Source organism: Luteibacter aegosomatis, assembly GCF_023078455.1.
GTDB lineage: Bacteria > Pseudomonadota > Gammaproteobacteria > Xanthomonadales > Rhodanobacteraceae > Luteibacter > Luteibacter aegosomatis.
The window spans coordinates 734,632-747,476 of the sequence record NZ_CP095740.1 but is presented as its reverse complement, the minus strand read 5'-3'; the positions used below and the strand labels follow the sequence as shown (position 1 = coordinate 747,476).

Sequence of the window (12,845 nt, the reverse complement as noted above, 5' to 3'; positions counted from 1 at the left end):
CCGGCACGTGCCGAACATCTCCAGCTATATCTACTTCAAGCTCATACACGACTATCTTGACAGAGAGATCGCGACGTTCGGCAAACAGCTCATGGGCAACACGTCCAAATGGGCAAGCGGCATATCGTTGACCCTCGTAACACTTTGGATCTTCGTTCTCGGCTACCGCATCCTTAGCGGTCAATCGCGCGGCCCCATGATGGCAAACGTGCTGCAGATGGGTCGTGTCGCCGTCATCGTCAGCGCGGCAAGCACGATGACAGTCGCCGGTATCGGCCTGCATCACTTCCTGACCGTCGAACTGGATAAGGAGGTCCATAGCCTGTTCACCGGTGAAACCGACAGCACCACGGCGCAGTCCATCGACAAGAACCTGGCATGGACCCAGCTCGCATTGAGCACGATCGGTTCCGTGCATGTCATTGCCGCTGATCCGGAAATGATCGCCGCCAAAGAGCGAACTACTTGGCTCGCTACCTTTGGTAGCGCCAGCCCAGCCATGGCGGCCGGCGCCATGCTGTTGCTCTACCAGTTCGCCATGGCGCTATTCATCGGCCTCGGACCGATCTTCATCCTCTGTCTAATCTTCGACCAGACCAAAGAGCTGTTCAAAAAGTGGCTCATGTACGGCATAGGCACCGTTTTCTCAATGGCTCTGCTGAGCGCCGTAACCGGCATCGTTCTCCGACTCACTGTCAAGGTCAGCGAAGCCATGTGGGGAGCGAAGATCGTCAACAACATTCTCGGTAACGACGCCGAAGGCTTGACCAGCACCGCGATGCAGCAAGGTGGCATAGGGCTCTTGCTTACTGTACTCATCGTTTCCGTTCCACCCATGGCTGCCATGTTCTTCCAGGGAACATTAGGCAATTTCATGAGTTATTCGGCCTTCGCGGGGGGCGCAGCAAGTCAGCCAGGTCCTCAGGGCCAACCCCCTGGCTCATATCACGGTTATCCCCAGATCGCTTCTGGGATTCCCCCGAGCACGAACTCCTCATCTCACGGCATGAATAACCTCGCCATCCGAAGCATCGATCAGTCTGCTGGCCAGCAGATGGACGAGATCAAGTCCGGTATAACGCCAAGGCATTAAGTGATGAGCAAGCAACCGATTCCGTTACTTTTTCTTCTGTCTATCTGGTCGGCGCAAGCGATCGGCGAAGGCGGCTGCCCGCCTGGACAGTATCCCCAGGCTGGCCAAGGCTGGCAGACCTGTATTCCCATGCCAACGGCTCCGCCAGAAGTGAGCCTGCCTCCGCGCCAGCATGAAGTATGGCGAAGCGGGTACGGGTCCCTTGCCATAGATGTAAAGGCTGGGGCACTGGGATCCGCTGATGATCAGCCATCACGGATGGCTGCCGAAGCCGAAGCCATGAATGCGTGTAGGCAGGCCGGTGGACTGGATTGCGTGATACGGAAGAGTTATGAGGACGAATGCCTGGCAATGGCCGTCGGAAAAAAGGGTTTCATGCTTCGTACTGGACTCTCGCAAGAGAAGACGGAGAAAGAAGCTTTGAAGGCCTGTGAAAAAAAGAACGACAGGTGCGAAATCCACCATTCTTCCTGCAGTACCCCCTTTAGGTTCCGCTAGCCGCAATTGGCGGGCTCCTCGAATGACCCCGCATTGGCACCTAAGCGAATCAGATAAGCGGCACGGACGCGTTACTTCCCACGACACGCCCTGTTGCTTCTGACACGGATGGGACGCAGGCGGCCGACCATCCGGCGTTTGGTTCAACAGGAGAGCCAAACAAAAACGTTCCAATCTAAAATCACGAACGGATCGATATGAAACGAACCATTATGTTGTTAGCCACAGCATCTTCCTTGCTTTCTCTGGGAGGATGCTCAAGCATGAGCTCAGTCTTCAGCAGTCGCACGGGGACGGAAGTTACCACGGAACAGCTTGCCTCCTTCAAATTCGGGAAGACGACCCGGGAGGACGTTGTTTCCGCCATTGGAAACCCAACGCGGAAGTCCGAACTCATGGGCAAAGAGATCTGGACTTACTACTTCACGATGAGTACAGCTCTAGGCGCCAATCGCGATGAAAACACTGTATTCGAGTTCGACAAGAAAGGCGTTCTCCTTAACGCTTACAAGGCTGGCGCCATGCCGGGAGATTCGGGCAATCCGCTATTGAACGCCGCAGGCAGGTAGTAGCTGCCCGCTTCTGTCTCGCCACGGCAGGAGCGATGACTTTTCCATGCTTACAGAGCGCGCCCTTCCGGGGCGCGTTCTTTTTTTTGCGCTTACACCTGCTCGTGAAGTTCAAACTACTACGTCCGACATAACTAGAACCTAGCGACGGGTTGCTATCAAGGTCTGCCTTAGTTCCATCCGTTAGCCTCATCCAAGCGGATAGCGCACGTCCTCCATAATCGACCGAAGCAACACTCCTCGGTCCACCGAAACCCTGGGCGGTCCACCATCCGATTTCCATCTCCAACCAGGCTCCCGCTACTCAAGGTGTTCGCTCACTCCTACGCTGGTCCAGTAAAGCCCGTTGCATAGCGGCAACCACCGCCATCTCCTGCGGCGAATAGATCATGTCCCAGACGTCATACAGGGTTATCCCCGGGGCACAGACTCGGCGCATGGCGCATACCTGCATCGTCTTGAGCCCTCCGGCTTCGCAGGTGCCCGAGTACGAGCAGGCGACGCTTTCGACGGCAACCTGCTGGAGCTCCCTGAGCTTCCCGGCCATCGCTGTACCCGCCACGGCATCCTTCCCAAGATCCCAATCGGCATCCGGCGTATGCATCAAGTATTGGCCTGCGGCCTCGATATCGGAGTAGGACGTCGAATGCAGGACAATGTCGATGGCCTCCTTCGAACGCCCAGCGATAAGCCCACCGTCGTCATTCACCAAATTCCTGACTTCCCCCAGGTCCGTGTGTGAGAGGCGATAACTCGTGGCGTCCATATCCCGAGCGTGACCGCAGAAGCGAAGACGCCACGCCCTGTACTCCCTGGTCGAAGCATCCACCGGTCGGGAGCTGGATGGCGGTCGCCCCAGGTTTTCACACTGGGCCGAGGCATCGGCTAGAAGCGCCCTCGCGTCGGGATCGTCCTTCGCCCTTGCCTTAAGGCGAGAAGACAGGGTTTCGTAGGTATCCCCTTGGAGATACAACCCACGATGGTCGGCGACGCGATTCAGTGGAGCATACTGAACTTTAGCCTCCTCTCTCGCGGCACGCGAGTTGGTCTGTACCGGACTCTGAGCGTAGGCGGCCTCTGCGAATGAGCCATTCCTCACAAAAATCAGCGTGACGAGTCCGGCTACCGTCACAAGCGCCAGACCGATTTTCAGCGTAGTTCGCGTCGTCATGTGAGTTTCCTACTGAGGGCGGCACTCACCAAAGGCTTTCCAGCGGACACTTCCGTGCTGGGATACCTTCGTAAATTTCCAGGTGTCGCCGCCATACATGTGAACCGTGACGCCGCTTCCCACTTTCAATGGATTCATCGGTGAAATGAGATCAGCTGCGTTCGCGAATTGACCCACGATGACATCCTCTGAGGTGCAATCCACCTCATCCGACATGACGTGCTTCCGATTTGGAGACACCTTTACCACCACCCCACTCCCAAGGGGAACGGGAATCATGGGAATGTCATCCCCCACAGGCGACCATCCGCTTCCATCGAGGCCACCACCGTTAGGAGGTCCGCCCGCCGGCGCTCCGCCGCTTCCTTCCCACGCATAACAGTTGCCGAACTGGGCCGTACAATAGCCGTCGGCGCATGCGTCAAATACTTCGCAGTAGACCCCGCCTCCAACGTCGTATAACGCGTGGGCGGGCGGGCTGTACAACATGCCAAACGCGGACGTCAAAATAAAAGCAATGATCGACTGAATCCACTTCATCATGCAGCTCCCTGTCTTGGTGAAGCCAACGGTGACTGACGATCGAATTTGGATAGGACAGTAGGCCACGTTCGACGATATCGCAATAACTTGCGAATACACATAATCGGCAAATGCCGCGAAACGGCACGGACCGCTCGGCTTTAGTGGCCGGCGCGTGCGGGAGCGTCGTGCAGTAACGGCAGAGCTCAGGCTTCGACGATGGAGCCTACTTGTCGGAATCGGTTTTCCACCCTCCATCCCGGTTACGCGATGCGCGCCATAGCGTCGTACCGCCCTTGCGCCACGGCGCATCCTTGTCCGGCGGCTCATCAAAGATGGGCGGGGAAAATCCCGGAAAGAGGATGAGTCGGACCTTGGTCTGACCAACGTCGAGCATCAGCCGAAAGTCCAACGACTTCGGAAGCCGGCGATTGCCGATCATGCCGGTAATGACTGCATCGGAACGGATCAACTCGTGCAGGCCCACCATCAACGACTGATCACGTCCGAAACGATCACAGAGAATGATCTCCAGGAAGGATGCCTGATCGTTTGATCGATAGCCTGTGTCATGCCAGATGTCGCGCGGCGCCTCATCTTCCGAACTCCAGGTGACTTCGGAGCTTCCACGATAAATGGCTTGATAAGGAAGCCAAGCGTCTCCGCGCACGGCGAGGGTGAATTCGCCTATGGGTAGCGATTTCGCCGACTTCAAACGCCGACGCAGCTTGCCGTAATAGCCGATCACCGTTATCGAAAATGCGGTGATAGCTGCACGTATCAACCGCGAATCGCTCTCGATCCGGTAACCGCCGTCCGCCATTCCCGCCATGCAGGTCACCGCCGCCACGGCCGCAAGCAATACCAGCGTCGCCGCTATGGCCTGTCGCATTTCCATACACCTATCGTCCTTATCTGTCGCCCGCACCCGATACATATCCGCCCGGCTGGGCAAGGCCATGCCCAGCCGGAACGCATCATCTCCAAAGAGATACAGAGCATCGCTCACCGTGACATCGACAGCCCACCGATCGACCTCTCCATCATCCGCTCCTGCAACCGCTGCTGCCTAAGGTCAGCCTCCTGCTGCTCCTGCTGTTCGAACATCCTCCTAGCCTCCGGCCATCGTGCCCCGCTCTGCTCCATGGGCGTGTTGGCCTCATTCGTCATCACATGCATGCGTTTACTTTCCCAGGTGTATTCCTCACCCCGAGGAGAGAACTGCTCGCCCCACATTTTTGTCCCGTCCGGCGTGAGCCAGACCTTGTCGATTCGGCTCAAGCCCTCCGTTCTTGCTTGCACGACGAGCGCCGAAGCGATGTTGTCGGTGTGTTGATCCGGCTGACGTCCGAGTGACGCATCGAGCTTGGCCACGTGCCTGCGAGTCTGCGAATACAGTGAGTGGTCCGGATGTCCGACGTTATCGAGGCGAATTGGGGCCGAGCTTTGCGGCTCCCATGCCGGCGCCGGAGAGATGCCCAGGCGGGCAAGTCGCTCCGAGGCATCCAGTTCTTCCTTCACCAGACCCTCGGGATGGCTCGTCGAGCCGAACCACCCTGGGCGGGACCATTCTCCGTCGCCGTCGCGCGTGTAGCCGTGACCGTCCGACGCCATGATCTTCTCCATTGGCTTGGCGAGAGTGCGTGACACCGCCTCGGGCATGGGGCCATGTCTTCCCCACCCCTCATGCTCATAGGTCGCCTGATAACGCATGGCAACCGACAGTGAGGACTCGGCGAGGTTCTCCGCGATCGTCCGCTTGGCGGCTTCGTCTAGCTGGGCAGCCCGTTCCGGCGATGCCACCTCCCGCCGCCTGAGCATGTGGCCGTGCTCCTGCCAGCCGACCGCGACGTCACGCGCCCACTGGTGCGTCTGGGGATCATGCTTCCACGGCGCATCACGCAGGCTGGGCGTATCCCGTGGCGAGGACAGCTGCACGTAGGGGTCTTTCGGCGTGTAGTCGCGGCCGAGGGCCATCTCGGTCGCCATGCTGCTTGCCTGGTAATCGAGCCAACTCGCCTCCTCGCGACTCGCCCGCTCCGGCTTCCAGTTCGGCACGCCGGGGACGGGCGGCATGTCCAGCTCCCAGACTGACGACTCGTTCAATACCCAGGGCCGTCCATCCCGCCCACGTTGATGGTGGATCCGATACGCGTCGACAGCATCCGCCAGCCTGTCGCCGACCACTCCCCCGACGAGACCGCCTAGACCGCCGGTCACGAGCAGGCCGGGACCGGACTCGATGCCCATCGCGCCACCGGCCAGCAGCCCGGCTTCGAGACCCGCCCACCCCGCGGCGTTTCGGCTGGCGAAATGCAACATGTGCGAGTCGGCCGCCGTCTCGTTGCCGTCGGCGAGTCGCTCCCGCACGTCCCGGGCGACGTTGACGGCATCCACAGCCGATATGACCCCTCCGAGGCCGCGGGTAACTTTGGGGGCCAAGGGCACCGAGCGCCCCGCCCGGTTGATCGCATCGTCCGAGGCAAATCCAAGTGGCGGACGATCCGACGTAAGCTTGGGCTCTCCAATGGCGACGGGTTTCGACGGCAAGCCTTCGAGCAGGCGCTTGTCCACGGGCTCGGGAAAGTGTGGCACCGAGGCGGCATGCCCGGCTTCCGGTGGAAACAGGACCCGATTCGTACCACTCGGTGTCCCTCGCACGGCGTCGCGCGGATCGAGCCGAAAGATCAGCTCGCCTTCCTTCGACTGATGGATCACGTTGAGACGAACGTCCGTCGGCTCGTGTTCCTTCTGCAGGTACGGTACGGCACTCAACGCATTGCAGTAATCCCGCATGAGGTTGCCGCAGCGTATCGACAGCCCATCGCGGCCGTAGCCGCCGCCGACATCGGAATGCGCGCCGGGCACCATCACGTTGAGGAAGCGACCGTCTTCGGACGGGCCAGGAGGAAGGATCTCGTCGACCGGGAAGAGCATGCGCTTCTCGTCCATCGCCGTAATCTGGAAGCCGGAGATCACGGAGGGTGGAAGGCGGCGGTCGAAGTTGAGGGGCACGCCGGTAGCGACAGGGTCGAACAGGCCAACGGCTTGGACGACTTTCCCAGGTTCGCTGATGTAACGGTCGTAGACGACTTGTCCGTCAGGCAGCACGAATCTGCTATTTAGATCGGGGATGCCCTTCTCATGTAAAAGTCGAGCAAAGCCGGGGACTTGACTGGCTCCTCTGCTGAAGCCAATGGAATTTACGCGAACATCGACATTGGGATTCTCCGCGGCCCACTGATTCGCCCGATGCACCAGAAAGTGATAGGCATCATTGATATTCGATTCGTAGGACGAACCACGCGCAGCATCGAGCGTCGCTTTGATGAAATCCTTCTGGGTTCCCGGCCCCTGGATGTAGATCGCGCCTGCCTGACCAGACCGGACGACATTCGACCCCATGAGCTCGTCATAGATCTTGGCTACGTTCGTGGCACGCAACGGATCACGAAACTTGTTGTTCCCCGTGCCGTCGAAGGCAACCAAGTAAAGCCGTTCGTTCGGATTATTTCCGTTCGTTAGCGGATGAACCTTAAAGCGCGCGAGATGGTCACTCGCATCCTTGTATTTCGCCAGCACGTCGGGCCCGGCAAGGGTGTGACCAACGCCGTCGTCAGGCGCGCCGTCAATGGCAAGCTTTTCCTTATTCATGGCATTCCTTGCTCAATAAGTGACGGACCTGGCCAACACGGCATCGCTACGAATCCGGCTAACCCGCAGACCTGTTTCGTTTTCGACCTCGGTAACGATCAACGCCTGCATATGGACGCTGACAGTCCGGTCATTGACCTCGACCAGAATGTTCGGAATCACCGGCTCAATCGGGACGCCTTTAAGCCAGGATTCCTTGACCTCGTGCCGAGGAACGGCGTGAAGGACCAATCGGTCCTTGAACAGGGCATCAAGGTCCACGGAGGTGGCATGCTCGTCTCCGTCCAAGGATGTCCACTCGATCTCGACCGGCCCAGGAAAGGTCTTGCCGCCTAGAGCAGGAATGGCATGTAGACAATTCCATTCGCTTCGCTCGTCCTCCGCCGACGGCGGACCGGCCGGGCCATCATATGGAATGCCGACGTGCCACTTGCGAGTCCCGAATTGGTAGCGGTTATAGATGGCGCTGCATTGGAGCGTGTTGTAGCAACGAAATGCGAAACCGTGGGTATGAAAACGAAGCGGCCAAGGCTCCTGACCGTACAACGGTCCGGCGAGCTCGCGACGGACGGATTCTTCAGACATGACGTTCGATCCTCCAGATCAGGGTGGTTAACCCATCGAGTGTTTCAGTCGTTCCAACGAAGATCTTGAGATAGCTCTCATTGGACGGAGTCAATTCATCATTGGGACAGGACGTCAGCGCGACGCCTTGATCCGCTGATCCCTCTCCAACCTACCCAAGTCGTGCGCCTGTTGCCAACACATGCGTGCATTCGCCTCGGCCGCACACAACACACCAAGATGCGTCAGCTCACCAATGGCTTCCAAGCCCAAAGCCATCCTGCCGCAGTCCAGGTCATCGGTTTCATGCACCAGGTCCGCCAGTAGCTGGCTGAGGCCTCGTGCGTACTGCAACCATTCGGTCGCCTGATTCAACAACTCATGGGCGGTTGCATCTTCATCGAAGGCATAGCAACCGACCTGTTTCACCACACGCTCGCTCGAGAAAGACATCTTCTGTTCCTTGAGAAAAACCGCACCCGAAGTCCAGGTGCGGCATGCCGCATCACGCGACATGCCGCGGATCAAACGGACTCGCGGGTTCCTCCGGCTGCCCGTGACCGGGCGCCGGGCGGCTGATTGACGAAGTAGGAGCGGCGCCCGCCTTTCTTACCGGCGCACGTGACCACGCCGGGTCGAAACGGCCAGAGAAAGCAGAGGCTTACGGCGGGACGCCGCGGTTCTTCAACCGTGTCTGCGAGGGACGCAGACGGCCCGGTTTCCAGGGGGGATGCCGCCTTGGGGGTTCGGCGGGCGAGCGGGTGCCGTATGATCGGGGGTAGCCACTGATCAGCTCCTAGCAAGTTGGTTGTGGTTAGCGAGTCAGGGGCGCTGCAACGCTCCTGGCTCGCGACTTCTCACCGCTTCAAGCGATGGTTGCCTGCGATGCGTGTTCGACGTTGGCGCGGGCAACAGATGGAACGTAGCAAATCAACGGAAGGTTGTCTGTAGTCCCAAGAGGCTTTGATATGTCGCCGCTGCTTTCAAGTCTCATCAAGCTAGTGAGTCGTTGTAGACAGCAAATAGCGTCTGCGGACCTATGTGGAAGCCATTGCATTCAAGGCAACGTCCCAGTGCTCCGCGGGATTGTAGGCTGAAATATGAGGAGGGAGATGCAAGGTGAAGGAGAGCCCATCCGCTTGCACAAATGTTTCGGCGATTGACTCACGCTTTAGTAGGCGCATTGCCGGATCGTCGACACGGTAGAGCCTAGGCGCGAACGTATGGACATATCTAGTCCCGTACATGCTCGATTCGCTCATAGCTCCATGCGCGTAACCAAAGCCCGCCGTCCCATAAAGTGAAACTCGGCGCAAGAACTCTTCACTCACCTCAGGGCCGGCAGAGCTGCGAGCGAGCAGTGTCAAGATACTCTCCACAACATCTGGAAGGCTTTCGCCGACCGTGGCTGATGCAATCAAACCTAAGCTAGCAATGTGAAGTCGTTCGATTGCTCCGGATGCTAAGCGGCCTGGCTCAACTTGATGTAAACCAGTAAATTGATGAATCGATTCGCCCAGCTGCGTCGTTTTTACTTCGATGGAGTAGTCGCCTATACGGAAGTCGCGCCCACCTTGCCGCTGCCAACCCTGCCAGAAGTCGATCGCGCGCAGTAATGCTTCATACTGTTCGGAGCATCCCATAACCAGCTGCCTTAGGACAGTCAACTCGCCAACGAGGCCAATGATCTCGCTCTCCGTGAGCGCCCCACGTCGAATAGCCATCTCAACAATGGGCTCCACGTCCGTGAACGCTGACTGTGCACCGTAAGGCCCTGCAACACCCGCTCGTAGAAGTTCGGTAGCAATAAGAGTGGCCACTGCGGCGAAATGCTGAGCGGAGGGAAGAACGATGCGGTTTGCAAAAAAGGGATCACCGCCCTCCTCCGGTTGCCATTCACTGTGCCTCATGTGTCGTCGAACGAGCGCTGATGAGGCCTGGATCGCCTCTCCGAGAATAAAAATTTCATAGTCGCCCGTGGATGTGCGACCGACGGCAAGCGTGGCAGTGAGCCAGAGAACATTTCGGGCTCGACCGGCAGGTACCGCCAGATTGTGGAGTTCATCCCGCAATACTTCGAAGTTGATATTCATTAGGCTCGAAGGGCTGCAATGTGGTCAGGTCCGCCGTGAGGCAGGCCAAGCCCCACGGCCAAAAGATCTGTCGCTAGATTGGGAGCGCTTACTACGTGAAATAGGGCTAGGCCTGGGTGCCCACGAGGTCGCCAAGTCGCTCCACCTTGGATATTTGGAACAGGTGTCGCGTTGTGGAAATAGTAGTCGACGAGCTCGTCACCGTAATAGTTTCCGCCATATCCGCGTGTTCCCCAGAGTGCCTCAAGCGCCCGCTCGTTACTAGATATTTTCCGCGTAACAGCCCGAACCCCATGTGCTGCTAGGCGTGAATCTCTCGCAGGAATGGGTCCATATCGAAACGCGACATAGAACTCAGGCGTCTTAGCGTTTAACGTATCCGCGAAGTTCCACGGTACCTCGGGACGGTCCGTTGGATAAAAGCCCGGAGCCAACCGATCACCGCTCAAATCCGACCATAGCCTAAGGTACGCCGCAATTGAGTATGGGCAGGCTTGTGGATCGACGCTAAAAGCCTGTGGATTCCGTGCAGGCGGAGAAAACAATGGGCGACTGATCTCCAGCAATCGGGCGTAATGCAACCAGCGGGAACTTAACTCGCTACTCAATTCCGGGTCATGGTGGGAGTAACGCAATCTGTCTAAAACGTCGGCGAGATCGTTAAGGCTCATTGGTTCCGAGCGAATCAGACCTCGCTGAAGTCCGCTGTGGTCCGAAAGCGGAACCCAAGTCCCCTCGCTCAAAATATCTGCCGCGAGATCCATGTTTTGCTTAGCCAACACATCATCGTGTGCCTCGATGAGCCGGATTGACGGCCTAGGTCCAGGAGATAGTGGCGCTCTCCTTGCTTCAACTTTACTGGTAGCAACAAAAGCCGCGCCCTGCAGCACTAAGGCAGGACCAAGGGCTTCGCCCTTGCTGTCCATGGACGCCATGATCTCAGCCTTCAACGCGCCGTCGTTGACGTGATAGCGCCTGAAGAGTTGCAACTGATCCTCGTAAGTGAAGACCCGGCAAAATGGCAAGAAGTTACCGCGATAGCCAAACCAGCGCTGCATCTGCATTTGGGTATCCGCAGCTGGCTCAGCGGCGCCCCGCAGGAAAAGACTCGAACTTAACCCCTCTAGCGTAAGGCCACGCGAAAGCACGTTGCCTGCCACAAAGATTGAAAGGCTGTCCTCGGCAATGCGAAATGCTCCATCACAACCCGTCGGCTCGAAATGGGGGCGATCGTCAGACGCGGGGTCGCTGTTCAGTACGCGGAGGCGAAGATTCGGAAAGATTCTGTTGACCAATGCATCACGAACCGCGGGCCAATCGGCTCTCTGTATAGAACGATAGGGTGCACCGGGAAGGGTGGCGAGGACAATCCGTGATGCTTCAAACCTCGTGAGCCATGCAGACCACGCGTTCTCCTCAGTTGACAGGCGGCGCGTCAACCCCGCAGCAGAAATCTGAAATGAATCTAGAATGTCGTCGTCTAAATGGACATCGTTCTCACAGCCGGGTTCCGCCAGCGCCCATCGCAGTACATCGGCTGCGACTTGGAAGTGATCTTCCTTTCTCGCAGAAGGATGAATAAGCATCGTATGCGCAAAGTGTGAAGCTGCGGGTACATCTAATATGCTTTGATATGTCTGCTTATGATCGAAAGCGCTTTCCCAGCCAGGTGCGATGCTCCTGACGGCAGCTCCGACAAGGTAGCAACGAAGTGCGTCGGAAAGCATCGTCCAACGAACCGCATCTCGTCGTCTAGCGAAATCGTAGTCTGTTTCGCCGGGCATCACCTCTGGGTAGGGCGCCGTAACACACAGCGCCGCTTCACCAGCTTTCCGTAGGCGCTCGTAGAATATTTCTCCGCCGCAATAGTGCGACCGAATGCCCGCTAACTCAGCATATGTGCCCGTCCTCGGGACGACGCTGCCCACTGTGCCAGGTGTTCTCAGAGCAGCGCTGAAATCTCTGGGACTCAAAGGGTTGTGCGTCGCTTGAAGAAAATTCGCTTGCGGCGTGGCAGTATATGCGACATAGCTTGCAACTAGATTTGGGTGGCGCGTAGCGGCTTCATCAGTATCCCCGCTCCACAATGAGGCAATAAGGCGCGGCGTGATCTTTTGTGCTCGATCGCTATCTAAGACGCTCGCGTCGTCGGCTTCGTCATCCAGGAGAAGAATGGAGAAGGCATCTTCTCTCGAAGATAGAAAAGCTCCATCAACGACATCTACAAGAAATCGACGAAGGGAGAGGAGGTGGTCATCCTCTTTCGGAACAACACATATGATAGGCCGGCCCGCCTTGAGTGCTTGACGAGCTAAAGGTCGCTGGAGATATCGCGATGGATCAGCGCGCTTCTCGAAAAGCACATCCGCAGGCTGTGGCAATATGAGCCGCTGATCTCGGCGCCGGAAGGCGCTCTCGACGTCCGATCCATCAAGTTGAGAGAGAAGACGCTCGTATGTCTGTAGCCACAAGCTGACTCTCGTGCCAGCGAGGAGAATCAGTAGGTCGACCCCTTCGTCGAGAGCCATGGCGGCGACGCCTAGCATGTTCGCGGTCTTGCCAGATTGCACTGACCCCACCACCATGCCTGTTCGAACGCGCGTGTCGTGCCATGCTGGGTGATCCCAATGATTATCTTTGCGCGGCAAGGCCTTAGTGACAATATACCGCGCGTCCTCGCG

Annotated in this window: 11 protein-coding genes; 3 read left to right on the top strand and 8 right to left on the bottom strand. The window is 57.9% G+C overall.

Annotated elements, in window-relative coordinates; genetic code table 11:
- Positions 1 to 7: 7 nt before the first annotated feature.
- From L2Y94_RS03280 to bamE, 3 genes are all read left to right on the top strand, one after another.
- Positions 8 to 1,093, top strand: a complete 1,086-nt coding sequence (locus L2Y94_RS03280; RefSeq protein WP_247373101.1) for a TrbL/VirB6 family protein — start codon at positions 8 to 10, stop codon at positions 1,091 to 1,093.
- A 3-nt stretch (positions 1,094 to 1,096) separates the two neighbouring features.
- Positions 1,097 to 1,591: a DUF4189 domain-containing protein gene (locus tag L2Y94_RS03275; protein ID WP_247373100.1), complete on the top strand. Its 495-nt coding sequence runs from the start codon at positions 1,097 to 1,099 to the stop codon at positions 1,589 to 1,591.
- A gap of 263 nt (positions 1,592 to 1,854) precedes the next feature.
- Complete coding sequence (gene bamE / locus L2Y94_RS03270) at positions 1,855 to 2,160, top strand: outer membrane protein assembly factor BamE domain-containing protein (protein WP_247373098.1); 306 nt, start codon at positions 1,855 to 1,857, stop codon at positions 2,158 to 2,160.
- A 304-nt stretch (positions 2,161 to 2,464) separates the two neighbouring features.
- Here the strand turns inward: bamE and L2Y94_RS03265 are convergent, their stop codons facing one another.
- The 8 genes from L2Y94_RS03265 to L2Y94_RS03230 form a co-directional block, all read right to left on the bottom strand.
- Positions 2,465 to 2,869 carry a hypothetical protein gene (locus tag L2Y94_RS03265; RefSeq protein ID WP_247373096.1) on the bottom strand — a complete coding sequence of 135 codons (405 nt, stop codon included), beginning with the start codon at positions 2,867 to 2,869 and terminating at the stop codon, positions 2,465 to 2,467.
- A 471-nt stretch (positions 2,870 to 3,340) separates the two neighbouring features.
- Entirely contained in the window at positions 3,341 to 3,874 is a 534-nt protein-coding gene (locus tag L2Y94_RS03260) for a hypothetical protein (protein WP_247373094.1), read from the bottom strand.
- Between the two features lie 205 nt (positions 3,875 to 4,079).
- Positions 4,080 to 4,862: a hypothetical protein gene (locus L2Y94_RS03255; protein WP_247373092.1), complete on the bottom strand. Its 783-nt coding sequence runs from the start codon at positions 4,860 to 4,862 to the stop codon at positions 4,080 to 4,082.
- A complete protein-coding gene (locus L2Y94_RS03250) occupies positions 4,859 to 7,507 on the bottom strand; it encodes a T6SS phospholipase effector Tle1-like catalytic domain-containing protein (protein ID WP_247373090.1) in 2,649 nt (882 codons plus the stop codon). The genes L2Y94_RS03255 and L2Y94_RS03250 overlap by 4 nt, the downstream gene beginning before the upstream one ends.
- A 12-nt stretch (positions 7,508 to 7,519) precedes the next feature.
- Complete coding sequence (locus L2Y94_RS03245; protein WP_247373088.1) at positions 7,520 to 8,092, bottom strand: hypothetical protein; 573 nt, start codon at positions 8,090 to 8,092, stop codon at positions 7,520 to 7,522.
- 114 nt (positions 8,093 to 8,206) lie between these two features.
- Positions 8,207 to 8,524, bottom strand: a complete 318-nt coding sequence (locus L2Y94_RS03240) for a hypothetical protein (RefSeq protein WP_247373087.1) — start codon at positions 8,522 to 8,524, stop codon at positions 8,207 to 8,209.
- 584 nt (positions 8,525 to 9,108) lie between these two features.
- Positions 9,109 to 10,164 (bottom strand): PD-(D/E)XK motif protein, encoded by a 1,056-nt coding sequence (locus L2Y94_RS03235; protein WP_247373085.1) that lies wholly within the window; start codon positions 10,162 to 10,164, stop codon positions 9,109 to 9,111.
- Positions 10,164 to 12,692 (bottom strand): Z1 domain-containing protein, encoded by a 2,529-nt coding sequence (locus L2Y94_RS03230; RefSeq protein ID WP_247373083.1) that lies wholly within the window; start codon positions 12,690 to 12,692, stop codon positions 10,164 to 10,166. Before L2Y94_RS03230 ends, L2Y94_RS03235 begins: the two co-directional genes overlap by 1 nt.
- Between the last annotated feature and the right edge of the window lie 153 nt (positions 12,693 to 12,845).